At 46.3% G+C, this 24,218-nt stretch carries 20 protein-coding genes; 6 read left to right on the top strand and 14 right to left on the bottom strand.

The window, feature by feature from the left end:
* Nucleotides 1–37: 37 nt before the first annotated feature.
* Nucleotides 38–928, bottom strand: a complete 891-nt coding sequence (locus NYE45_RS05270) for a tyrosine-type recombinase/integrase (RefSeq protein WP_340015905.1) — start codon at nt 926–928, stop codon at nt 38–40.
* A gap of 168 nt (nt 929–1,096) precedes the next feature.
* Here NYE45_RS05270 and NYE45_RS05265 point away from each other — a divergent pair, with 168 nt between their 5' ends.
* Complete coding sequence (locus NYE45_RS05265) at nt 1,097–1,297, top strand: cold-shock protein (protein ID WP_017690333.1); 201 nt, start codon at nt 1,097–1,099, stop codon at nt 1,295–1,297.
* 105 nt (nt 1,298–1,402) lie between these two features.
* The gene (locus NYE45_RS05260) at nt 1,403–1,675 is read left to right on the top strand and encodes an HU family DNA-binding protein (protein ID WP_036606368.1); all 273 of its coding nucleotides are present in this window, start codon (nt 1,403–1,405) and stop codon (nt 1,673–1,675) included.
* Nucleotides 1,676–2,002: 327 nt separating this feature from the next.
* On the opposite strand, the gene NYE45_RS05255 is transcribed toward NYE45_RS05260, so the two are convergent.
* The 3 genes from NYE45_RS05255 to NYE45_RS05245 all read right to left on the bottom strand — a co-directional run bounded on the left by NYE45_RS05255 (nt 2,003) and on the right by NYE45_RS05245 (nt 6,745).
* A complete protein-coding gene (locus tag NYE45_RS05255) occupies nt 2,003–2,647 on the bottom strand; it encodes a Vat family streptogramin A O-acetyltransferase (RefSeq protein ID WP_340015904.1) in 645 nt (214 codons plus the stop codon).
* Nucleotides 2,648–2,681: 34 nt separating this feature from the next.
* Nucleotides 2,682–4,361, bottom strand: a complete 1,680-nt coding sequence (locus tag NYE45_RS05250) for a methyl-accepting chemotaxis protein (protein WP_340015903.1) — start codon at nt 4,359–4,361, stop codon at nt 2,682–2,684.
* Between the two features lie 383 nt (nt 4,362–4,744).
* A complete protein-coding gene (locus tag NYE45_RS05245; RefSeq protein WP_340015902.1) occupies nt 4,745–6,745 on the bottom strand; it encodes a CotH kinase family protein in 2,001 nt (666 codons plus the stop codon).
* Between the two features lie 468 nt (nt 6,746–7,213).
* On the opposite strand from NYE45_RS05245, the gene NYE45_RS05240 reads away from it, so the two are divergent.
* From NYE45_RS05240 to NYE45_RS05225, 4 genes are all read left to right on the top strand, one after another.
* Nucleotides 7,214–8,950 (top strand): HAMP domain-containing methyl-accepting chemotaxis protein, encoded by a 1,737-nt coding sequence (locus NYE45_RS05240; RefSeq protein WP_340017311.1) that lies wholly within the window; start codon nt 7,214–7,216, stop codon nt 8,948–8,950.
* A 487-nt stretch (nt 8,951–9,437) separates the two neighbouring features.
* Nucleotides 9,438–9,926, top strand: coding sequence for a hypothetical protein (locus NYE45_RS05235; protein WP_340015901.1), 489 nt, complete (start codon nt 9,438–9,440; stop codon nt 9,924–9,926).
* Between the two features lie 313 nt (nt 9,927–10,239).
* Nucleotides 10,240–10,818 carry a TetR/AcrR family transcriptional regulator gene (locus NYE45_RS05230; protein ID WP_062837398.1) on the top strand — a complete coding sequence of 193 codons (579 nt, stop codon included), beginning with the start codon at nt 10,240–10,242 and terminating at the stop codon, nt 10,816–10,818.
* A gap of 77 nt (nt 10,819–10,895) precedes the next feature.
* Complete coding sequence (locus tag NYE45_RS05225; RefSeq protein ID WP_340015900.1) at nt 10,896–13,082, top strand: YhgE/Pip domain-containing protein; 2,187 nt, start codon at nt 10,896–10,898, stop codon at nt 13,080–13,082.
* Nucleotides 13,083–13,210: 128 nt separating this feature from the next.
* Here NYE45_RS05225 and NYE45_RS05220 read toward each other — a convergent pair whose 3' ends face one another.
* From NYE45_RS05220 to NYE45_RS05175, 10 genes are all read right to left on the bottom strand, one after another.
* A complete protein-coding gene (locus NYE45_RS05220; RefSeq protein WP_340015899.1) occupies nt 13,211–13,555 on the bottom strand; it encodes a DUF4190 domain-containing protein in 345 nt (114 codons plus the stop codon).
* A gap of 565 nt (nt 13,556–14,120) precedes the next feature.
* Nucleotides 14,121–14,876, bottom strand: coding sequence for an amino acid ABC transporter ATP-binding protein (locus tag NYE45_RS05215; protein WP_340015898.1), 756 nt, complete (start codon nt 14,874–14,876; stop codon nt 14,121–14,123).
* A 33-nt stretch (nt 14,877–14,909) separates the two neighbouring features.
* Nucleotides 14,910–15,569, bottom strand: a complete 660-nt coding sequence (locus NYE45_RS05210) for an amino acid ABC transporter permease (protein WP_339189478.1) — start codon at nt 15,567–15,569, stop codon at nt 14,910–14,912.
* Between the two features lie 112 nt (nt 15,570–15,681).
* Complete coding sequence (locus NYE45_RS05205; RefSeq protein ID WP_036606344.1) at nt 15,682–16,452, bottom strand: amino acid ABC transporter substrate-binding protein; 771 nt, start codon at nt 16,450–16,452, stop codon at nt 15,682–15,684.
* Nucleotides 16,453–16,584: 132 nt separating this feature from the next.
* Nucleotides 16,585–17,103, bottom strand: coding sequence for a DUF4825 domain-containing protein (locus tag NYE45_RS05200; protein ID WP_340015897.1), 519 nt, complete (start codon nt 17,101–17,103; stop codon nt 16,585–16,587).
* Between the two features lie 28 nt (nt 17,104–17,131).
* Nucleotides 17,132–17,833, bottom strand: a complete 702-nt coding sequence (locus tag NYE45_RS05195; RefSeq protein ID WP_340015896.1) for a permease prefix domain 1-containing protein — start codon at nt 17,831–17,833, stop codon at nt 17,132–17,134.
* Nucleotides 17,830–18,189 carry a PadR family transcriptional regulator gene (locus NYE45_RS05190; protein WP_340015895.1) on the bottom strand — a complete coding sequence of 120 codons (360 nt, stop codon included), beginning with the start codon at nt 18,187–18,189 and terminating at the stop codon, nt 17,830–17,832. Before NYE45_RS05190 ends, NYE45_RS05195 begins: the two co-directional genes overlap by 4 nt.
* 291 nt (nt 18,190–18,480) lie before the next feature.
* Nucleotides 18,481–19,986: an alpha-glucosidase/alpha-galactosidase gene (locus NYE45_RS05185; RefSeq protein WP_340015894.1), complete on the bottom strand. Its 1,506-nt coding sequence runs from the start codon at nt 19,984–19,986 to the stop codon at nt 18,481–18,483.
* Nucleotides 19,987–20,174: 188 nt separating this feature from the next.
* On the bottom strand, nt 20,175–21,188 hold the full coding sequence (locus tag NYE45_RS05180; protein ID WP_340017310.1) for an AraC family transcriptional regulator: 1,014 nt from the start codon (nt 21,186–21,188) through the stop codon (nt 20,175–20,177).
* A gap of 303 nt (nt 21,189–21,491) precedes the next feature.
* Nucleotides 21,492–23,828 (bottom strand): rhamnogalacturonan lyase, encoded by a 2,337-nt coding sequence (locus NYE45_RS05175; protein WP_340017309.1) that lies wholly within the window; start codon nt 23,826–23,828, stop codon nt 21,492–21,494.
* Nucleotides 23,829–24,218: the final 390 nt, after the last annotated feature.

The following is a 24,218-nucleotide window of genomic DNA, read 5'->3' as shown; positions in this document are numbered from 1 at the left end:
TTGATTCTAACTATAATTTCAATCCTTCATTCTAGTTTCAACGATGATCTGTACTTAATGCTTTAACATAAATCATTGTCGTATCGGGATTGGTGTGTCCCATCATTTCCGCCAAACGGTGCAGCGGTGTATGCTCTGCCATGGCGTAGCCAAAACGATGACGCAGGTCGTGTGAACTCAGTCCTTCCAGCCCTGCTGCAATCATCACTTTTTTGATCAAATGGCGCAGTGCTCTCTCTGTTAAACGATCATTTGTCTTCTCTGAAGGAAAAAGGTAAGAACTATCGGTAGCCAGACCGGCTAAATACTGATTCAATATGACGACACACTGCATATTCAAAGGAATCTTTCGCTGCCCGTTGCGCTTGTCGGCTCTTACTGTCAGGTGACCACTTCGTCTACCAAGCTCTATATCCTGAGGCGTGAGGTTGCATACCTCCATCGTACGCAATCCTGTATGAAACATAAGGGTCAGTATGGTCTGATCACGAAGGGAGTTCCCATACTCCACTGCCGTAATGAACGCTTGTTCTTCTTCGACTGTCATTCGGCGTGGGCTGACTTTGTCTTCCGGAATGAATTTCAATGCTTTGGAAGGATCATGACTGAGCCTGGATTCCAAGACAGCCCATTTGAAAAAACGCTTCAGCGTAATTAATCTCCGGTTAATGGTGGCCGGCTTCAATAGCATAACTTTGTGTGCATCTTCACGATAATTGACTAAGGTGGGTGTATCCACATCTTCAATTCGCAGTGCGAATTCTTCGCCGAGCATGGTGCTTTCCTTGTACCATTCGATAAAGTGTTTCAGATCACTTGCGTATTCCTTCACGGTTTTGGGATGCAAATCTCCCTCATTGGCAAGCATATGTACGAATTCCTCTATCGTCGGTTCCCGCTGCACCGAAATCCCTGATGACTGATTCATTAGAAAATACCTCCAAATCTTGACTTATATTAGCGGACATGGTATTATCATATTAATCGATACATTAGCGGACATCAAGTCTGTGGTTTAAATGCACCAGGTGAGTGTCAATTTTAATTTATACTCGTCATAATGATCGGCTAAAAACTTATTTTTTGGAGGAATCACATGCAAACAGGTACAGTTAAATGGTTCAACGCGGATAAAGGATTCGGCTTTATCGAAACTGAAGAAGGAACAGACGTATTCGTTCATTTCAGTGCAATTCAAGGTGAAGGTTACAAATCTTTGGACGAAGGTCAACGCGTTCAATTTGAAGTAACTCAAGGTAACCGTGGACCACAAGCTGAGAACGTTACTAAACTTTAATTATATGAAAGCTGCCTTATTAATAAGGCAGCTTTTTATTTACACATATGTTGCGCAGTTAAAGAAAAGATTTCACATCCCAAGAATGAAAGCGAGGTATTCCCCATGGATAAAGAACAATTGATCACAGAAGTTGCTAAGGCTGGCGGTTTCTCCAAGAAGAATGCTGAAAAAGCTGTAACCGTTGTACTGGACTCGATTCTCGAAGCTCTCAAAGAAGGTAAAGAAGTTCAACTGGTTGGATTCGGGAAATTTGAAGTGCAAAAGCGTGAGGCAAGAACGGGAAGAAGCCGGAAAACAGGCAAAGAAATTCAACTACCTGCAGGTAAAGTTCCTGTATTCACAGCAGGCTTAAGCATGAAAGAAGCTTTAAATTAAACAACGCAACAACCCATTGAAAAGAGGTTTTTATTCAAACACACAATGATAATATGGATTTAAATGTCGTGTTTACTACCGTTGATGATATCATTAACTTTTATTCAGGCAAACAGACGAACACGGATCATGCAGAAAATCACACTCATTTGAAGCCCCCATCAACAAAGTCTGATTGTACCCTACGACCACCCACCCGCTAAACTAACATTTCATCTTGGACAACAGAAGGCCCTGATCCGCTCAAAACGGTCCAGGGCCTGATTTGCTTGAAAAGTGGCTCCGTCAGGAACCAGCCATTTTCTTATCTTCTTTTTCACACCTATCCTACTTACTGTTCAGAAGTTCGCGCAATGTCTGGGGATCATATGTAGAGACAAGACGTTCCAGATGAGTATCCAGCCACTCGTCATCCTGATTCCACCACTTCAATTCCAGCAGCAGTGCAATCGTTTCTTCATTAAAACGCTTTTTGATAGTCTTGGCTGGATTACCACCAACAATCGTATAAGGTTCAATGTCCTTCACAACGGTTGAATTCGAGGCAACAATCGCACCGTCTCCGATCGTGACACCAGGCATGATCGTCACATGTTGTCCGAGCCAGACATCGTTCCCCAGTACCGTATCCCCCTTATATGGAAGCTGCTCCAGTGTAGGTGTCACGCGCTCCCATCCGCCACCAAAAATGTTGAACGGATACGTCGTCATGCCCTCCATCCGATGATTCGCGCCATTCATAATGAATGTCACACCTTCCGCAATTGCACAGAAATTGCCGATCACCAGGCGATCACCAATAAAGTCATAATGATGCTGTATCCGGTCATAGAACTGCTCTGGCGGATTGGTGTTATCGCTATAATACGTATAATCACCGATGTCCACGTTGGAACGCGGCGGCAGGTTTTGAATGTAACATACCGTACGGATATTCTCGTTCGGGAAAAGTTTTGTTTTATCAGGGGCCATATGAAGTCCCTCCTTTTCCCTATTGTAACAGATATTAAATTTTAAACGGACTAAGTGAGGTCTGCAGCTCTGTGGACACATCAGATAAAATAGCCGCAGATGCCTTGATCTGTTCTACCGACTTGAGCTGTTCATGGACAGAACCCGCTGCCTGTTGTGAATTGGTACTAGCCGTCTGCGCATGGCGAGCGATCTCATGGACAGAAGCCACAATCTGCTCCACGCCTGCGGACATCTCTTCACTCGTCGCAGCCATGTCCTCAATCTCTGTAGCAATACGCAGGTTCGTATCCCGGATCAGACTGAAGTTTTGTTCCGTTTCACGGGTCAAGCGTAGTCCTTCCTGCACTTCGTCCTTCACTCTCGACATGGCCGATAGCGATTGCTTCATATCTTGTTCCATGGCTTGAACCAGTTCTTCAATACGATCGGAAGAGTCTCCAGCTTGTTCAGCCAGCTTACGCACCTCAGTAGATACTACAGCAAATCCTCTGCCATGCTCCCCGGCTCTTGCCGCTTCAATGGATGCATTGAGGGCAAGCAGATTCGTTTGATTCGCGATCTCATGAATGGTGGTAACCATCTGGCTAATCTGGGCCGACTTCCCTTCCAGCATACGAATGACTTCATCCGTTGTGGTAACGGAGGTTTCGATCGTAGACATCTGCTGAACGGTCAGTTGCACCGCTTCTCCTCCGGTTTCTGCCTGCCTCCGTGAATACAATGCAGATTCCGAGATACTGGAGGCCTTGTCTGCCATACGTTGTACGCCTATCGCCACTTCTTCCATCGCCTGCAGATTTTCTTCCGTACTAATTGTCTGACTCTCGGCTCCCTGTGCCACTTGTTCAACGGAAGATGCAATCTGCGCCGATTCTTTGGACGTTTGATCCGCAATCTTCAGTAGCAGCCCAGTCGAATGCTCTGCTTTCTCCGCAGCCTGAAGTCCACCCTGAATGATAACCTGCAGATTGCTTCTCATCTCATTGTATCCTGTGCCCAGCATGCCAATCTCGTCTTGGACGTCATCCACAACCGGCTGTGTAAAATCGCCCGTCCCCGCACGTTTAATCGCCACGGATACCCGTTCGATTCTTACTCTTACCCTGCGAACGTACAACAGGATCAGGGTAATAGCGACCAACATCGCAAGCAGGAATACGATCAGGAACGTCTTGAGGAACGAGGAGATAATCACATCAATTAACGATTGAGAAGCCCCTACATAGAAAATCCCGATAATCTCTCCGGACGCGTTCTTGATTGGTTCATAGGCCGTCTGATATTTCTGACCCACAACCACGGCTTCACCGAAGTATTTTTCCCCTTGCTGCAAAACGGTCTGGGCGACCTCTGCCGATACCTTCGTGCCGACAGCGCGCTCCCCGTCCACCATAACATTCGTAGCAACACGTTCGTCACCTCGGAAGATCGTCACCGTGTCCCCGGATGCTTCTCCAATCTCATCTACAAGTTCAAAGTTGCCTTCCAGCGCGGTATCTCCTTTGAATAATTGTCCGTCCTTAATGGCCCAATCTCCTGGATGCTTATATGTAATGATATGATTCGCCATCTCCAAATCACGCTTCGCTTTCTCTGTAGCAAATGTCGTAATCCCCTGTCTCATCTCCATGATTACACTTACCGCCACGGCTGAGGAGAAGACGATAAATATACTGATAACGATCAAACTAATTTTGGTACCGATGCTCATGCTTCGCATGTGTGTGAGCCACCCTTTTCCCTATGTAATTGTGGGGATATTCAAGCCAATTTCGATTCTGTTTCGAATATCACTATAGTCTTATCGGTAGGAGTGTTCACAATATTTATAATGTTTCAGTGACTTTTATCACAAAAATAGCCTGCTGAAATCTAATCTTTTACGTATTCTCCGTAAATGTGTAAGAATACCCTGAGGAATGGAACTTAGTAGAGTGGAAAAATGCAAAAAAACGCTCAAAGTTCAGATAACAATATGTACTGGAATATTAATGCAATCAATAAAGAGTCACATCTTCTCCTGTTTTACGGAAGAAAATGTGACTCATTTTTAAGATCAAAGACTAAAACAATAATCTTTACAATCATGATTCACTATTTGGATGTAAGGCTTACTTGTGCAGCGGTTTGATCCCAATCCACAGTCAATCCCAGTCCTTCTGAGATGAAGCGTACAGGCACGAGTGTGCGACTGTTTTCAATAATCGCTGGTGCATCAATTTCGAGTGTCTCCCCATTTACGGTTGCGGTGCTGCTTCCGATCTTGAGCACAAGGGTCTGGTCATTCAGAACAGCCGTTACCGTCTTCGCCGTTTTGTCCCAAGTCACTTCTGCCCCCAGTGCTTCGAGGATTGCATTCACAGGTACCATTACTCGCCCACTTTGCTGTATCGGGTCCTGATCCGGGAATGTAATCGATTTACCATCGAGTGTTACGGTAATGGTTTTGTCCGTTGCTCCGGATGAAGTATTTGAACCTGTCTCTTCCGAAGTCTCAGGCAAAGGTGTCACTTCACGTCCGAGTTGCTCTTGCAGATTCGCTAGACGGTTCAGTGCAAATGTCGTCAGTGATCCGGCAGCCATGGAGCCCATGCCTCCGCCTCCACCGCCGCCAAAGTTACCGCCAGGGCGTGTCTGCGTATTGTCTGTACCCGTTGTTGCATCTGTTGTACCGTTTCCAGTTGCGGCACCCGGCTGAGTCGGAGGTGTTGTTCCATCCGGAGGTGTCATTCCTTCGAAACCTTCAGGCGGCGTCATGCCTTCCATGCCTTCGGGTGGGGTCATACCTTCGAATCCTTCTGGTGGTGTACCGCCCATACCACCTGCTGCGTCTGCGTTTGCAGAATAAGCGATGTTGGATTCGAACTGTTCTGTCGTATAAAATTTCGTTGGATCTGCTTCCACATAAGGACGAATTTCATCGGCAAGGCCAGTGATACGATCCTGAATGCCTTCCATATAGTCCGTCAGTTCATTGACGTAGCTCAAATATTTTTCCTTATATTCTGGCACAGCAAGCAGATTGTTAATCATCGGTACATTTTCCATGCTAATGCCCAGTACAGGCTCGTCCACAGATACGTTCGTTGCATTGGTGTTGGTCGTGGTTGATCCGGTTGTGCCACGTCCGCCTCCACCCGAGTACCCGTTGAACGACATGTTGAAGTCCCAAGGAACAACTGTGAATTTGCCATCGGCATCACTGTAGAGCATGTAGTTGTGCCCTTTGTCGCCGTTATAGCTGTCATAGTTACCGAAAACCATGTTGCCTGCAATATATTGAAGCGCCGAATCCACGTCCAGCACACTCTCGATATCGCCTTTTTCACCTTCTGGCATCTCGTTCAGCGTTTGGATGAAGGTTTTGAGTTTGGCTTTGTCCTTATCCGTACCCAAGTCTTTGGTAATTGTACTGTAGTCGCTGCCCTCTTCATATTGAAGATAACTCTTCTCATCCGTATCATAGAGGACGCCTTCTTCGTAATCCTCACCGTAGTTGCGCTCCAGATAGCTGTCATCCACCGCTTCAACACCGGTATAGAAACCAACAAGCTCGCCATTAACGTACAAATTAACATAGTTCGTCATCGGTGCATCCATGCCGATGCTACGAAGTGCTTCGTAATGAAGTACCTCACGCATATACGATGGATCGGCGTAGTTGTTGTTCAGTACCATTTTGTCCAGTCCAAGCAGCGTTTGCGTTTTGTCGTATTTATCAAACTTCAGTCTGAAGCTGTAACGGTCCGAATCCTCCATCGAAGCTACAGCTTTCAAGGTAAGGTTCCCCTTGGTTGAGAAACCGACGTTGTCCAGCTTGTTGCCGTCCACTTCCACACTAACACTCTTATAATCCTTATCCAGCGGGCTTTCGAGCATGCTCTTCCAGTCTGCATCATCAATCGTTACATTCACATCAATGACGTTATCCGTCTGGAACAACGATTCATAAGCTTGCGTCACGCCTGCACTCGTGGTTGTCGCTGTGCTCTCTGCGGCAAATGCCGCATTCGGACTTGCAATCAGGCCAAAAGATGTCGTTACCATCGTCACGGACAATGCCGTTACTGCAACTTTTCGTAATAAAATATTCAAATGATGAATCCTCCTTCTTGGGTTTCTGTTAAGCAACTGAGGCTTATGTAACCATGGTAGAGGACGAACCTTTAGTGAATCTTAAACGTGAAAAACGACAAATAAATGATATGTATCACTATGAAATTTTCATGGATATACAAGAAAAATAATGAAAAAAAGCGCAAACAAAACCTTAGAACCGGTTCATAAGACCTATTTTACTTGAAATATCTAACATTAATTTGTCGAAATAACGATATAACTAAGGAGTGAACTTACCTGGAGTTCATATACGTGAATATTAAAAGACATGATAAAAAAGCTTTTCAGAAGCAAAAGAGAATTTGATTAGCCACAATATAATAGGAAACGATTCTACAGCATTTGATCCACAATTACATAGCGTGTACAACGCCCAGGATAAGTCCTTTGTCACAATCGTAGAAGGAGTGAACAACCTTGTTTAATAAGCTTCGCTGGAGTACCATGCCTTTCTTTGTTAAAAATCTGGTGATCTCGTTCGGTAGCATCACCTTAATTGGTATTATCCTGATTACCGCGGCTTACCAGCTGCAAAAGAACATTCTAGTTGAACAGTTGCACGACCAGGCCACCGTCATCACCCAGAAATGGTACGATGATCTGGACACGGCCAAAGTCGCTCAAGCCGCCAGTGAAAAAAGCTACACCGGTCCTGTACAGCAGGAAATGAAAGCTTATCTCGATTCCATTCATGAGTTCTATCCAAACATCGCACAGGCGTACATTTTCGGTTCAGAACTTGAGCAAGGAAATGGCACGTCCATCATCGCGATTCCAACGAACCTGTTGCAACCATTCGAGGAAGGTAATCTGCCCGCAGGTGCCATGTACCCGCTGCCCGAGAATAACGTTGTGGTGCTGGAACAGATGAAAGAGGACGGAGAACCTGCCTTCAGTGATTTTTACACGGATGAGTACGGAACTTGGACTACACTAATCTATCCGATTAATAACGCAGATGGCTCCATGTACGCTGCTCTATTCTTCGATGTCGATGCAAGTGCCGTTCCAAAAGGACTTAATGAATTGCTTACGTACGGATTGATGTTCCTTGTCGGTTTCCTGATCCTGTTCATGGTGTTGCAATTTATTTTGTTAAAAAGAACGTTGCTGCCAATACGCAATCTGATGAAAGGTATCGAAGAAGTCAGCACAGGTAATCTGAATGTAACCATTCAAACAGGCCGGGATGATCTGGGTATCATCAACGAGAAGTTCAATGCCATGATCGAGCGATTTAACACGACGATGTTCAAGGTGCAAAGCACATCCAATCACCTCTCGAATTCGTCCAAACAGCTATTGGAGATATCAGCGAAAAACAACGATAATATTCAATCCATCAGCAATAACATTCGTGAAATATCCACTGGCTTGGTATCTCAGGACAAAGCCACCGTGGAGAACGCACGCGCCATGACTGAGATGTCAACGGTAGTGCAGACGATTGCGAGTAGTTCAGCCGATGTGGCTGACGAAGCGCTCAGTATGGAGCAACGCTCCAGTACAGGTAATGTGGTAATGCAGCAAGTTATTGAGCAGATGCGTCTGATCTCAGGTGCAGTGCAAAATACGTCAAACTCGATCCAGTCTTTGGAAAATAACTCGAACCAGATTAGCAACATTGTCAACCTCATCACGGAGATTGCCGGACAGACCAATTTGCTGGCACTCAACGCTTCCATTGAGGCAGCTCGTGCAGGTGAAGAAGGAAGAGGTTTTGCCGTGGTTGCAGGCGAGGTACGTAATCTGGCAGAGCAATCCCAAGAATCAGCGAAGCAAATCCGACAGTTAATAGAAGAAATTCAACGGGATATCATGCAGTCAGCCGAAGCCATGCAGCTAGGTTCTAAGGAAGTATCGAAAGGTTTGGAAGTTACGCAAGAGACTGGCGTATTCTTCGAAAACATTCTGAATGCGACGAATAAAGTTGCAAACCAGATTCAGGATATCTCCAGCTCTACCGAAGAGATCTCTGCAAGCACTCAGGAAATGTCCGCTACCGCGGATGAATTATCCGCAAATGTCAGCAAGGCGGCGAACAGCACGAAACGCATCGAGCAATCCGTTGCTGAACAAGAAGCCTCCATGGCTTCAATCGTCAGCGCCTCCGACGAACTGGCGGAAGTATCCGAGCAGTTGCAGGAGTTAATCTCGTTCTTCAAGGTAAAGGAAGTCTAAGATAACGTTGAAACATCGTTAGCGCAATACATGTAATGCCAACAAAAAACCAAGGCTCATGAGCGATTACAACTCGATGCCTTGGTTTTTTGTTGTTATCAGTTGTTTTGTTTTATTCCTTTTGATCAACATCTACTTGTATAAACAGTATGTCTTCTCCACTTATAATCATCTTTTTCTCGTCATTATAGCCGGATTGTTCGGATCGGAATTCAGCATTTAGAACAAGAACAACCTCATTAATTGATAAATGTTGAACCTGTTCTGACGTGAGTGTTATTTTAACTTTTCCGAATACCAGGCTGGATTGATGGAGTTCATACTCACCCGATTATCTGGTTGCTGTCATCGTCTGTCCTTCTCTTTGAAAGTTTCATTTTCTATAAATTCAATTTATTTTTATTTATGGAAATAATAATATATTTTAAAACTTTACTATGATATAGTTACTCTACATTTAGCAAATAAAACCAGAAAAGAGGATATCATGAAAAAGACACTTTTGCTCAGTTTAGCTATGTTCCTACTGCTTCTCCCTTTTTCCTCAACAACATTTGCGTTCCAAGAAAGACTTACGGTTTCTGAGAACATGACCTTTACAACAAGGTTATTATCGGACAATTCTAGATATTTATTCAATTTCAATGTGCAAGGTGACGTTGAGTTGAGAAATGTAAAAAAAAACACTTTGATTTGGAGCACCAATCTCAAGGAACGCAGAGTTGTTATGCTTGTTATAGATCAATATAACGGAAGACTGAAATTGACGGACTATAGCAATACTCCCTACTGGACATCCGACAATCAGGCGTGGGCCAATGCGTGGTATGGCCCGGGAAATGTACCTGAAAATCTTGTGGGTGACCTGCTAATCATGCAAAATGATGGAAATCTAGTTTTGTATAATACAAAGAATATAGTTAAAGGATGGTATCCTGTATGGGCTACTAATACAGGTGGAGGAATACACGATTAATCCATCCTATTTGACCAGTGAATATTAAAGATAACAAGACATCTAACATATCTGCTATATCCACAAAGGCATGTGTGATGACCAATAATATGGTTATCACACATGCCTTTTATTTTCAAAAATATATTTTGAGAAATATCCCCTGCCCCTTGATCCGCTTTCCATCCCCCATCCATACCATGACAATGATCACATCCACTTCCCCTGTTCAAGTGCTACAGTTATCAACGACCAACTGACCATAATAGTAAGTCGGTCAACCCGAGGTTTACCTTACCATTATCCTTTCAACCCACAAGGAGGTGCATATGCCATGAAAACGATAGATCGAAGGCAACAGGTGATGGACTCTGCCGAGAAATCCTTTGCCCTGTTTGGCTACAAGGCCACAACGATGGAGCAGGTTGCGAGACTTGCCAATGTGGGCAAGGGAACGATCTATACTTTTTTCGAAAATAAAGAAGAACTGTTCAGCGAGATTCTGCGCTCAATTATTGCGGATATGAGACAGATTACAGAGCAGACGGTGAAGGAAGAGAACTCCTTTCTGGATAACGTGCATATGAGTATGGATTCTTTGCTGGAGTACCGGGAGGAACATGAACTGTTAATCAAGCTCTTTCAGGAGGTCAACGAGTTCGGTACGCCGCAAGCCAAGGAAGGTTTGCAGAAGGTCGAGACAGCCATTCTCGAATATCTGGAGCGTCAGGTCAGCCGTGCCATGGAGTTAGAGCAGATTCGCAGGGATGATCCCAAGCTGGTTTCTTTTGTCCTGCTGAAGCTGTATGTCACCTTAACCTCGGATTGGAACAAAGCGCATCCTACTCTGCACAAGGATCAGATCAAGGATTTTGTGGGCCTCTTTCTCAAGAATGGCTTATCCCCCACTTAGAGTACAGCGTGCCACTAGCTTCACAACCTAATAGAGATAGAACGAACGGATTAGCGTAAGGATAGGGAGCGAACATAATGAAATCATTCCACGTATTTGAGCAGGATCTGAAGTCCGCCTTCAAGAAACCAAAAGTATTTATTCCGATTCTCGTTGTACTGTTCATTCCGGTGCTGTATAGTGGCCTGTTCCTGAATGCATTCTGGGACCCCTATGGCAAAATGAATGAGTTACCTGTGGCCGTGGTCAACACGGATCAGGGTGCAGTCTACAACGACAAATCACTGGAGGTCGGTCAGAATCTGGTCGATGAATTGAAAAAAAGTGATGATTTCGACTGGCAATTCGTCACTCGTGAACAAGCAGATCAAGGCATGGAAGACAACACGTATTATATGACGATTGTTATTCCGGAGGACTTTTCCTCCAAAGCAACAACCCTTATGGATGAGCACCCTGAGCCGGCAGACCTGATCTATGAACCCAATGAAGGATACAACTTCCTCGCGGGTCAGATTGGCGGCACGGCGGTCAAACAAATTCGCTCCAAAGTCGCTGCCAAAGTCACAGAATCGTACACCGAAACGTTATTGGATCAGGTCGAAAAAATCTCTGGCGGTCTGGCGGATGCCGGGGATGGCGCAGGCCAGATTCATAATGGTGCCATCAAGCTGGATGAGGGTACTGCCACCTTAAAAGAGAACCTGTCCAAGCTGGCTACTGGCACAGACAAACTCGAAACGGGAGTAGTTCCGTTAAAAGAAGGTACGTCTACACTCGCTCAGGGCATAGGCGATCTTCATACAGGAGCCAATACCCTGTCGAATGGGCTGTCCCAATTGGCGGCAGCAGGCACGAAGCTAAGTGATGGAGCAGCCCAGGCTGAGACAGGTAGCAAACAGCTACAGGCTGGGCTTCAGTCTGCTCAGGAAGGCGCAGCTAAGCTGGATGCAGGACTTGCGGCTTCCGAGGAAGGCAGTGCGAAACTGACTGCTGGGCTGCAAAGTTCTGTTGAGGGTAGCGCCAAAGTTAGCGAGGGTGCCAAAGCGGTTGCACAAGGGCTCGCCCAATTAGCTGAAGCCAGCCCGGAACTTGCCGCAAGTCCTGCCGTGCAGCAACTCCTGGCAGCAAGTCAGGCTGTAGCCACTGGCAGCGAACAACTGTATCAAGGCGGACAGCAATTAGTCGCAGGCAGCCAAAACCTATATGCTGTACAGCAACAACTGCATCAAGGCAGCAGCCAGTTGGTAGTGGGTGAACAACAACTGGTGCAAGGAGCTACACAGTTATCCGCTGGACAAGAAAAGCTTGTAACTAGTTTACAACAATTCAATTCCAAATTATCCGAAGCAGCCACTGGAGGAGCCAAACTTGCGGATGGTTCAGGTCAATTGAATGCTGGTGCAGGCAAGCTGGTTGCTGGTGTAAGCCAGCTTACAGAAGGCATCTCAACCCTTGTAGCTGGCTCACATAAGCTGGATGACGGTGCTGTTCAGTTAAAAGAAGGTACTTTTAAGCTAACAGACGGCTCTGGCGAACTTGCCACCAAGCTGAATGAAGCGGCTGAACAGACGGGTAGTGTGAAAAAGACCGATGAACTGGTAACCATGTATGCAGAGCCTGTTCAAGTCGATGAGCATAAATATAATGAGGTACCTAACTACGGTACAGGATTCTCGCCATATTTCCTGTCCCTCGGGCTGTTTGTCGGGGCATTGATTGCGACATTGGTTGTGCCAACACGCGGCAGTACGGTTAGCGAGGCAAGTGGCTGGAATCGTTTTGTGAGTAAAACGCTGGCTTTCACGCTCATGAGTGCTGTACAGTCCCTGCTTGCTTCATGGCTGGTCTTGTATGGCTTGGGTCTGAATGTTCAGAGCGTTCCATTGTTCCTCTTGTTCAGCTTTGTTACCAGCCTAAGCTTCATGTACATCATTCAGGCACTGGTAACTTGGCTGGAGAATCCGGGTCGTTTCCTCGCGATTCTGATGCTGATCTTCCAGCTTACGACCAGCGCGGGTACCTTCCCGCTCGAACTGATTCCAAATTGGCTGAAAGTATTCAACCCATGGCTGCCTATGACCTATTCGGTAACGGGTTATAAAGCAGTCATCTCAAGTGGACAGTTCGGTGTGGCTTGGGATCAGATCGGCATTCTGTGTATCTTCGCTGTGATTGGTCTCGGAGGAACCTTAACATATTTCCTGATGCACCGCACCACGGAGAACGAAAGTTTCAGCAGTGAAGTCGCAATTCACCTGTAGAAATGTAAAATAAAAAGCAAAGGCGTTCACCTATGCTCTACCCTCTTCTGGACAACAGAGGTGTTGGCTAAGGTATGCCTTTGCTTTTTTAGTTTGAGATACAATCTACGTCTGCTAACTTTATATTCCTAGTATGTAGAGTAAGAATCAGCGCCAACAAAAATCATGGTAACAAATAGAAAGAGCACTATAAGGACTGTATAAATTGCTGTGCCTATGATTCCACATACCAGACCAGCAATGGCTAATCCTTTTCCTTGCTCCATACGAATTCTGATTTCTTTGAAAGCTAAAGATGCAAATATGATAGCGACGATTCCGATTAAGAATCCCAAGTAAGGAATGGTAAGGGACAGAATCCCCAAAACTAGTGATACAATCGACTTGCTATTGGTCTTGGCTGGTGCTACATAAGGTGGTGGTGGAAGTGTGTCGTTATAATAACGATTCACATCATTCTCGCGATGTCCCAAGGTAAATCCTCCCTATTTATTAAGTATGTTCATTATAATCGATTAATAGGAAAAGATAACTCCACATTTTGTAAATTATGAGTTTTTATTAGATTTATTTTAATTCCATCATCCTGGACACATAATTGAAGCGTAAGCTTACACATTGTACTTCAAGAATATCAAGTTTAGAACCCGTTTTTCACTGTGATGATACAAATAAACAATACCTCTTACATACAGATATTATTATGGTAGTACTTTTCTGGATTACATTGGGGGATTAGCTCAGATGAAAATCGATAAAGTAATGAATATCCTTATGATTGTGATGCTTCTACTTATTGCTCTTTATCGAAATAATGTAGCTGTATTATGTTTTAGTATTGTTTTGTTTGGAATCATGAGTTACACCACTTATCGAATGCGAACACGTTGGAATGTAGTAACTTATATCGTGTTGACCCTGGTATTGATGATCTGGAATACATACCTGTGGGCATAAGCTATTATTAAAAAAAGAACGCACTCCCTTATTACTCATAGGATTGCGCTCTTTCCACATTTCTTAGATTTGAAGTTTCTTCTATCCTTCCACTTCCACCCGCTGCAAAAATGTCCGGGTACGAGCAAGCTTCGGATTGCCAAAGATCTGTTCTGGTGGACCCGACTCTGCGATCTCTCCGTTATCCATGAAAAATACACGATCCGCAACGTCACGGGCGAAGCCCATTTCATGCGTGACGATCATCATCGTCATTTTTTCCTGTGCCAGTTGCTTAATTACGCGTAACACTTCCCCAGTCAGCTCCGGATCGAGCGCTGATGTCGGCTCATCGAACAGGAGAATGTCTGGCTGCATCATCAGTGCACGAGCGATGGCTACACGCTGTTTCTGTCCACCGGACAGATTGGCCGGATAGGCATCGGCCTTGTCCGACAGCCCTACTTTGCCGAGTAATTCCAGACTGCGGTACCGAATGACGCTTGAGCTTTCTTTTTTCAAAGTCTTCGGTGCGAGTTCCAGATTAGCTTGTACAGTCAGATGCGGGAACAAGTTGAAATGCTGGAATACCATACCCATGCGATCCGTCATCTTGCGAATATCTGCGGCACCCGCGTAACGGCCATTATCGACCAACGTCTGATCTTGAATGCGAATCGTTCCGCCCGAAATATCCTCCAGATGAATCAGGCTGCGCAGCATCGTACTTTTACCCGAACCCGAAGGCCCGATGACGGCAATTACTTCGCCTGGTTCCACGTTGAAGGATACCTGCTTCAGCACATCAAGTGTACCGAATGATTTTCTCAACTGATTTACTTCTATTATATGTGTCATATGCAGACAGTCCTTTAATCGATCAGATTTAATTTATTCAAATGAAAACCGCTTCTCCAGTGCCTTGAACAGCACGGTGAGTACGAGTGTCATGAGCAGATACATAACCGCCGCCACAAAGAAAGGTAACAGCTTTATGTCGCGATTTACCGCCGCTTGGGCGTAATACAACAGCTCAGGCACAGCCACGGCATAGAGCAGTGCCGTATCCTTGATGAGCGTAATGGACTCATTGGCCGTTGCGGGCAATACTACACGAATCATCTGAGGAATAATGACTTTGGTCATCGTTTGCCACTTTGTTAACCCCAGTACCTTCGCTGCCTCATGTTGACCTTTATCAATGGAAAGCAGTCCGCCCCTGAAGATTTCAGCGAAGTACGCCGCATAGTTCAAGATGAACGCAATCCCTGCCGCAACAAAACGATCAAACACCAGATACTCTCCAATCACCGGAAGCAACGGTAAACCGAAGCAGAAGAATAGAATTTGGAGCAGTAGCGGTGTTCCTCGCATCACGTATACATACGTATGGGCAATCCATGCCAGTGGTTTAATCTGGCTTCTCATCGCAAGCGTGACCGCAAATCCAAGCGGTACAGATAACACGATCGCTAGCAAGAACATGAAAATGGTGGTCTGCGCACCCTCTAGCATCGGTTTTAAAATGGTCAATAGATAATCCCAACTCATTGTTTTGTCTCCTCTAATCTGTTAACCCCGCATTCCTCCGAAGCATAAATCGCTCCAGCATGGAATACGGGGTCCGTTTTGTTTCTAACTATATATCAGGTGTGTAACCTGCCTATTTCAGAACCTTATCTTCACCCAACCATTGAGTCGAGATCTTAGCCGCTGTTCCGTCTGCATTCAACTCATCCAGCGCTTTTTGCAGCTGATTCAGAAGCTCTTCATTGCCTTTTTTGATACCAATACCATATTGCTCCGGTGCAAGAGATTCATCCATCAGTTTGAATGTTCCCTCTTCTTTGGACATGTAGTATCTCGCTACCACTTCATCAATGATGACCGCATCCAGACGTTTTGTCTTCAGATCCGTCAGTGCAAGCACGTTATCCTTAAATTCAGAAGCTTTCACTTTATCCTTCAGGGGGCTTGCTGCCAGTGCATCTGCCGCGGAGGACAGCGCCTGCAATCCCACATTTTTACCATCAAGTTCATCCAGCTTTGTGATTGGCGAGTCTGCCAAGGTAATAGCGACCTGACTGTTTTCCAGATACGGCTTCGTGAAGAGCACTTTCTCTTTGCGCTCATCCGTAATGGTGTACCCGTTCCAGATCATATCGATACGGCCACTGTTCAGCTCTGATTCTTTGGAAGACCAGTCGATTGGCTGAAATGTGATTTCTTTACCCATTTTCTCCGCTGCAGCTCTTGCGTAATCAATATCAAAACCAACAATTTCATTCTGCTCGTCCCGGAAACCCATTGGAGCAAACTTGTCATCAATTCCTACAACAATTGTGTTATCGTCTTTGCTTGCGGAACTGGAACAACCAGCCACAATTAATACACATATACTAATGAATAACAGTAGAATCGCTTTTTTTCTCATCTCTCGAACCCCTCCATGTCTATAACCAAAACCCTAACGCTTTAGTTCGTTACCACGTTATCAGAGACTTATAATAACATAGCAAGGGAGAAGAGTCGAGTCTCTTGCCTATTTCCTTCTATTTCATGCATCTTAATTGTCAACAATCTGTGAAAAAGCCTCTTTCACTTGTGCCGGTTCCACCAGCTTCTCGCGTACAGTCGAATTCCATAGCTCCGGGTTCTGAAGCTCCTTTAATTCTGTACCTGTCCATTGTTGGGCAGATTCACGTCTCAAGGTCTGGCTGGTATTCTCAAACTGGTAGACGACCGTCTGCAGATTATCGATCATAACAAAGTTCGTAACCGCGTTATATACGAGTATCCGTTCAAGTTCCTCTGCGTTCATCTCACGAGTATCCATGCTGTAATTCACTTGAGCCGTAAACGTTTCTGGATATAATCGGTAACCATTCAATTTTTCACGCAGAGGCAAAGCCTGATTCAGATGACTAAGGTTTGAATTATCACCCATGTATGGACTGCGATACTTCGCCAAAACGGCAAAATCATGAGTCAGCGGATTCTGCTGCTCTGCTTCATACTGATCCTGCTTCGCCTCGATCGTCGGATTAACGAAGCCCTCAACAATCACTAAGCCAATAATCCCCAACACAACAAGTGTTATAATCCATCTGTTCCTAATCCTCATATTGCACACTCACTTCATACTTGCTAACGATTCGATACGCCCGGTGCACCACCAAAGGAATAATAATACTCAGTAACGGTATGGCAAAGGTAATGGCCATCATAGCAAACTGATAAGGTCCATCCACGTGAATGGGGCGATTAAACCAGATGTTGCTTCCGAATTGCAACGCCGCCTGCGTTCCCCACAACACGAGTATAAATGCCACCCACAACCACCAAATTCTGCGATTCCACTGGATTAAGACAGGGGTTCGAATAACCGTGGTTTTCACCGAAGATGCTGGATCGTCCCCCCTGTTGATCAACATATACACTACATACGTCCCACCAACAATAAGACTCACGATCATAAGCAGGTTGTTTATGGCGGAGCCCTGCATCAGCACTCTCATTGGAATGGTAATGATCCAAGCTATGAGGCTATAAATCAAGGTAGACTGTAACAACGATGTCCAGTAAGGAACCCGTTGCACCTTTCGATGGTCACTCATCACCTGATCCATACCAGCGATATGCTGAATGGCTGTCTGGAACGCCTTCTCTTCGCTCATCCCCTGCGAGGTATAATCGTCAATTCGCGCAGACAGATTGCTGTGAATCTCTTCTTTTAATTCCCGATTGTCCAATGTATCTTGTGCATGAGCGAACAAACGATTGATATGGCGAGTGATGCGAACTTCCAATCTCATAGGTTTTCTTCTCCTTTTTCCTCGGATACAATCATGCAATCAATCAGTGTCTTGGCTGCCTGCCAAGCTAGAACCTGCTCTCTATATGCTTCAAGACCTTGCACTGTTATTCGGTAATATTTGCGTCGTCCTCCCTGTGTTTCTTCCCCCCAGTAGGATTCCACATATCCACTCTTCTCTAGCCTCTTCAAACTGGAATAAAGCGTAGGTTCCTTCAGTTCAAATTGCTCTCCGCTCTTGCGATAGATTTCCTTAATAATGCTGTAGCCATAGTTATCCGCGGGTATTAGTACACTCAGAATGATGGGGTCAATATTGCCCCGAATCAGATCACTGTTAATCACTTGCACATCCATCTGCGAGTTTCACCGACTTTCTTCAATCCTGCGTATACTATAAAACATATTACTATGTCTGTAAAGGTAATATGCATCGTGTAGTACATCCTTAACGAGCAAAGCAACCTTTAACCCTTTATCTCCGTCTGGAAGATATTAGGAAGGTTCGCTAACTAGTGTACAGATCAAGGAAACGAATTGATGCGCTCCATGTAGAAAAAGGCCAACTCTCCGTCTGGAGAATCTGGCCTTTTCCTATTTTCTGATGTTTCTATGATCTCTATATCTAATCAACAGTAACTCTCAACACTATTGCTGCACTTTCTCGCGATCTTTCCCTTTATCGGATTCTCCCGCGTTTTTGTTGGCAGCATCGCGATCCTGCTGCATCTCTTCAACGGTTTTCACCTTGAGACGTGCAGCACCTTCATATTCCTTCGTTGGAATAAGATTGCCCGCAGCAAGTCTTGCTTCTGCGGCAGCAATCGCATCTCCGTACTGCGGCAGCCACTGGGCCTGAGCAACCAGCATCTCGTCGACCATCTGCCAGATCTCTTTTGGATTACATACAGCACCCACGAGCGGGTCCATCATGAACGCCTGACGAAGTAACTTGTCGTCCCCGTTCACCGCTGCTTCAACGGCAAGACGTTGCACGGAAATGCTCACATTACATACCGCAGCCGGTCCAAGTGGCAGATCGCCTACATGTGGCATGGAGATGCCGTTGCGATCCACATATCCCGGTGCTTCTATGATTGCATCGTCTGGCAGGTTCGAGATGACTCCATTATTGACTGTATTGAAATGTCCGCGATAGACGCGTCCGGTCTCCAGTCCCTCGATAATATACGAACCGTGCTCCTCGCCCCGTTTTTCCGGAATGAATTGCATCGGTTCATCCTTCATCCAGTTTGGAAAATCAGTCTCGAACCAGTTGCGCCCCTCGGTACACACACGCAAATAGCCACCCGTCTCTCCGTTGATCCAGTTGCCGAGGTCGATCCAGTCGTTGATCTCCTCCGGACGTTTGCGGTACCACGGCACATATTCACTCAGGTGACCATTCGATTCCGTACTGTAGTACCCAAAGCGGCGCAGCATATCAATCCGCACTTTCTCGGTGCGGCTGTACTCCGGATGTTTCTCGAAGGCTTCGAGCAGATCACCTGTAAGGTCTTTGCCCTCATGAGAAGCCTGAATATACCATGTCTGATGGTTGATGCCGGCACAGATAATATCCACTTCACTCTTTTTCAAGCCAAAAGCTTCCGCAATCTGATGATGACCATGCTGTACGCCATGACACAATCCGATCGTCCGCACACCGCCGTACTTGTTGCAAGCCCATGTGAGCATCGCCATCGGATTGGAATAGTTCAAGAGCAGCACGTCCGGTGCGCTCTGTTCACGAATATCTTTGCAGATGTCCAGCATCTCGGCGATTCCCCGTTGCCCGTACATAATGCCGCCTGCACACAGCGTATCGCCAACACATTGATCTACCCCATATTTCAGTGGAATATCCACATCGGTTGCAAATGCTTCCAGTCCCCCAACACGAATCGTACACAGTACGTACTTCGCATCTTTCAACGCTTCTTTCCGATCCGTTGTTGGCTGAATCTGAATATTCAATCCATTCTCACGGATATCCCGCTGACACAGCTCAGTCACCATGTCCAGATTGTGCTGGCTAATATCGCAGAACGCAATTTCAATGTTGTTAAACTCCGGTACCGTGAGCAAATCCCTTAGCAAACCCCGTGTAAATCCGATACTTCCTGCCCCGATAAACGCCACTTTAAACGACATGCCTATGTCCTCCCCTAATCCGAATCTTTTGCTTCGGTTAATGACTCTATTCATGAAATCATTGTACCAACGGTAAAAGGGGAAGCGTTATCAAAATCATGACCTGTTCAAGGTCTTGTTGTCAAAAATCCTAACTTTTACGCACTAGCTCTAATAATCCAGTTGTATTCGAAATAACTGCAATCGAATCACTCATCCGGCGGGTACTGACTGACATGTCGTTCCATGGAGGAACGATATTCAACCGGAGTCATGCCCGTCGTCTTCTTGAACAACATATGAAAATACTGACGACTGCCTACTCCAACATAGTCAGAGATTTCCGAAATCGGAATATTCGTCTGCTGAAGAAGCATCTTGGCCTTCTCCATGCGAAGCATCGTCAGGTATTCGGTCGGTGTCCGCTGCGTGTGCTGACGAAAAATGCGATGTAAATAGCCCGGATGCAGATTGACGGCTGCCGCGATATCCTTCATCTGAATGTTGCGATCCATATTGTGATGCATGAATTCAATGGTTCGTTTTACATACAACTCCGCCTGATCTGATGCACTTCGGTTCATTTCTCCTCGCAAACGCGCAACACGAACCAGCAACTGGATGAACAATGTACGCACCAGCATGCCCTGTTCAGGGGACTTTAGATTCCGGGCTTCGCGGTGCTGCAACCTCTCCTCTGGCGGAATGACCTTCATCGGCATGTTCGATCTTCCTTGCTCCAGCAGACCGCGCTGATCGAGTTCCAGCACCAGACTTTTCATAATGTGATACACCTCTTCCGGGTCAGGCAGAACCAGATATGGCGAAGCATTAGTGAGTAGATTATGGACTTCTTTCTCTTCCTGCGCGAGCTGGCGGATCGATAACTGTCCAGGAGGTGAGTTTGAGAATCCAAACTCCACATTGAGCATCCGGCAAGGCACGCTATCTTCCACCAGCAAACGGTGCGGGACACCTGCGTCGAGCATAATGAACTGCCCTTTTTTCAAAACGGTCTGCTCCGAACTCCCATCCGACATCTGCACATCCACCCGGCACATTCCCGAAATAATATACATGATCTCCGTCGAATCATGATGGTGATAGGACATACGATAGTTGTCCCATTGCTTATAGTAGTACGCGTAAAAACGCGGCCCGCAATCCTCTGTTCGCAATGCCTCCTGATATAGGCTTCCTGTCCAGCGCTTCGCGATGCTCATATCCATACCTCCATTCCGACAACGATCGATCCTCACTTTTCTCCATTGTAGCAATTCTATAGGTTGAATATAAACTGTAGGTAAAAGAATGACGTAACACGAATGGATTGAAACACGCCAAGTTTTGCCCGCAGATCCTTATGTAAAAAAGCTCTGAAACCCCCATGTGCCGAGACACATGGGGATTCCAGAGCTTCAAAGCTTCAATGCCAACGCTTAAAACTAACGACGCTGCGTTACGTTACATCCTGATCATGAACACATGTTATGTCGCTATTGCTAGCTATTATTACTCCGGCCTGCTTACTTTCCGCCCTTACCTGGCGTGTAGAACTTAGGCAGTGTTACTTTTGACCAGTCCATATCCGATGCCATGTAGAAGGACGGATAGGAAGGCTGGTTGTATCCACTGTTCTGTCCGGCAATGCCCACACGATACATCGCATCATGCATCAGCGTGTACAATTTGCGGTCCGTTTTCTCGGTACTCAGATAGATGCGGATCGCGGAACTGTCCGTGGTTCTCACCAACATCTCTTCTCGCCAATCCCCGAAGATATCAGCTACGAGAGAAGGTGTACCTTTGGTGTGATTGTTGGTCAGGGTGCCTGTTGCCGTCAGCAACGTGCCACGATTCCAGTCTTTGATCGTGGGCGTAACATCAATCGCACCATCTACAATCTGTGTCGTCATATCGCCAGCCCAGCGGATATTCATATTCGTACCCGGTGCCTGATCACTGATTTTTTCACCCGTAGCTGTCCATAATCCTACAGCCCATGTCTCCAGCCCACGGCGAGTCGGATCCACATCACCCACCATGCCGCGTCCGGTATCTTTCCCCGTGTACCCGCCATAGATCACTTCTCCGGTCTTCGCATCTCGCAGGGAATAGCCGTATGGCGCCCACGGACCACCCTCGTGAACCATGAAAATCTCAAGTCCCGGACGATCCGGATCGATATCTGCCACATGAAGTGCGTCGCCATGACCCAGTCGAGCAATGGTTCCCGGTGCAGCACTCTCGGCAGGCATCAGGTCTGTTGAGCTGTATAGCACGCTGCCGTCATGATCAATCGTAGCGGAGCCATAGATAATCTCGTGTTTGCCGTCTCCATCCACATCCGCCACACTGAAATAGTGCGCACCCTGAGTGGTAATGGAGCCATACTGCGGATCTGTACCATCCACGCCGTGCGGTCCGTCATTGAATGGGTTCTTCATCGGTGTCCAGCCGCTGTCCACTTTCCATTCCTTTTTCAGCTTCTTGCCATCCCAATTGTAGGCAACCATCGTCGAACGTGTATAATATCCGCGTGCAAAGATTGCAGATGGTTTCTTTCCATCCAAATACGCCACGCCTGCCAGAAAACGGTCCACCCGATTCCCTGGTTCAATCCGTGCCATGGCATAATCGCCCCACATCAGGCCATCATCATGACGCTCGGGTTCATATGGAATGGTCTCCAGCTCTTTGCCCGATTTGCCTTCAAATACCGTAACATACTCCGGTCCATCCACGATAAAACCTTCGAACTTGCGCAGCTCATTTCGATTACTGCGTTCTACCGCATATACATCAATGAAGTAGTCGGCCAAGCTCTCGGCATCCTGCTGAGATAATGGGTAATTATATTTTTTCTCGATTCCAAAAGCCTCTTCCAATGTCGCAGGCCAGTTCCCCTTCACAACCTCGTCGTGTTTATGCCAGTTTTTGAACATATCCACCACGTGATCGTAGTAACCATCCGCACTCAAGCGATAATCATCTTCGTTCGAGTACCCTGCCTTGCGATCCTGCTTCGGAAGCGTGATGTACTTCTCGGATGTTACTTTTCCTTTTTTGTTATATTTGATAATCTTCGTGCCCGGAGCGGTCTTAAACATCATCTCAGCCTTACCATCCCCGTCAAAATCGTAAACGAGCATCTGTGTATAATGAGCACCTGCACGGATATTGACCCCAAGATCGATCCGGTACAACAACTGACCGTCCAGGGTGTAAGCGTCGATATAGGTTTTACCCGTGTATCCTTTTTGCGATACGTCCTTGGCGTTGGAAGGGTCCCATTTGACGAAAAACTCATACTGGCCATCCCCGTCCACATCACCCACGCTCATGTCATTGGCAGAATACGTATAAGCTTCTCCCGCGGGCGTCACGCCATCGGCAGGTTTTTGCAGTGGAATATCCACATAGCCGTTCGCCCAAGGTTTGACCGATGCACTGCGTTTGCTCTCCTTGCCCTTCTTGTTCACCGCTGCCACTTCATAACGGGAAGAAGATTTGCCCGCGGCATCTACATAGTTGGTGCTGTCCGTGACGGTAGCGATCTTTTTGCCATCACGATAGACGTTAAAGTCCGTACCTGTCAGCCCTTTGTCGCTATATCCTGTGGCCTCGTCACCAAGCAATCTCCAGCTGAGAAACACACCTTCAGATGTCGAAGCAGCCACCAGACCCCGATCCAGATATTCCAGTTGAATCTCTTTCACCTGACTGCCTCCCTTATGTGATTGCAGGCTGGCCTCCGTCGTGCCACTGCCGTTCGAAGCTTCTGCTCCGGTAATCCCTGCAGTTCCCCCAACAAGCAAAGCTACGCTCAGTGCCGAAGAGAGCACCTTGGCTGCAAGTGGCATACGTGCCTTCCTGCGTCCTGATTGCAGACCTGAAGCCGATCCTTTATGTACCGGCGCTGTTGTTTCTGAGTTCATCCACCTTCACGCTCCTTGAGACAGAATAGGTGACGCATATACACAACGATGATGATTGGACATTCGATAAATTCGCACAGACCTTCTTCAACGGACGAGACTCGCCGTTAATGATTGCGCTTACAATTATAAAAAAGAGAAATCAGCTTGCCCGACTACCCGAGTGCGGTCCCCCTTCCATTCTCTTTCCAATCCGAGCGAAGTGATCCCGCCCATCGGGTTCTATTATAGACATCCTGCCTGCCAGACCCTAGGCAAATATCCGACCAAAACGATCAATAATCAGTGTTTTTAGGAGTCATTTGGAAAATCAAC

The organism is Paenibacillus sp. FSL K6-1318, assembly GCF_037976905.1.
Classification (GTDB): domain Bacteria; phylum Bacillota; class Bacilli; order Paenibacillales; family Paenibacillaceae; genus Paenibacillus; species Paenibacillus amylolyticus_A.
This window is presented reverse-complemented; position numbering and strand designations above follow the sequence as displayed.

Coding starts and splice junctions, on each gene's coding strand:
- NYE45_RS05270 (WP_340015905.1), bottom strand. CDS start 928: ATGAATCAGTCATCAGGGATTTCGGTGCAGCGGGAACCGACGATAGAG.
- NYE45_RS05265 (WP_017690333.1), top strand. CDS start 1,097: ATGCAAACAGGTACAGTTAAATGGTTCAACGCGGATAAAGGATTCGGC.
- NYE45_RS05260 (WP_036606368.1), top strand. CDS start 1,403: ATGGATAAAGAACAATTGATCACAGAAGTTGCTAAGGCTGGCGGTTTC.
- NYE45_RS05255 (WP_340015904.1), bottom strand. CDS start 2,647: ATGGCCCCTGATAAAACAAAACTTTTCCCGAACGAGAATATCCGTACG.
- NYE45_RS05250 (WP_340015903.1), bottom strand. CDS start 4,361: ATGAGCATCGGTACCAAAATTAGTTTGATCGTTATCAGTATATTTATC.
- NYE45_RS05240 (WP_340017311.1), top strand. CDS start 7,214: ATGCCTTTCTTTGTTAAAAATCTGGTGATCTCGTTCGGTAGCATCACC.
- NYE45_RS05235 (WP_340015901.1), top strand. CDS start 9,438: ATGAAAAAGACACTTTTGCTCAGTTTAGCTATGTTCCTACTGCTTCTC.
- NYE45_RS05230 (WP_062837398.1), top strand. CDS start 10,240: ATGAAAACGATAGATCGAAGGCAACAGGTGATGGACTCTGCCGAGAAA.
- NYE45_RS05225 (WP_340015900.1), top strand. CDS start 10,896: ATGAAATCATTCCACGTATTTGAGCAGGATCTGAAGTCCGCCTTCAAG.
- NYE45_RS05215 (WP_340015898.1), bottom strand. CDS start 14,876: ATGACACATATAATAGAAGTAAATCAGTTGAGAAAATCATTCGGTACA.
- NYE45_RS05210 (WP_339189478.1), bottom strand. CDS start 15,569: ATGAGTTGGGATTATCTATTGACCATTTTAAAACCGATGCTAGAGGGT.
- NYE45_RS05205 (WP_036606344.1), bottom strand. CDS start 16,452: ATGAGAAAAAAAGCGATTCTACTGTTATTCATTAGTATATGTGTATTA.
- NYE45_RS05195 (WP_340015896.1), bottom strand. CDS start 17,833: ATGAGATTGGAAGTTCGCATCACTCGCCATATCAATCGTTTGTTCGCT.
- NYE45_RS05190 (WP_340015895.1), bottom strand. CDS start 18,189: ATGGATGTGCAAGTGATTAACAGTGATCTGATTCGGGGCAATATTGAC.
- NYE45_RS05185 (WP_340015894.1), bottom strand. CDS start 19,986: ATGTCGTTTAAAGTGGCGTTTATCGGGGCAGGAAGTATCGGATTTACA.
- NYE45_RS05180 (WP_340017310.1), bottom strand. CDS start 21,188: ATGAGCATCGCGAAGCGCTGGACAGGAAGCCTATATCAGGAGGCATTG.
- NYE45_RS05175 (WP_340017309.1), bottom strand. CDS start 23,828: ATGCCACTTGCAGCCAAGGTGCTCTCTTCGGCACTGAGCGTAGCTTTG.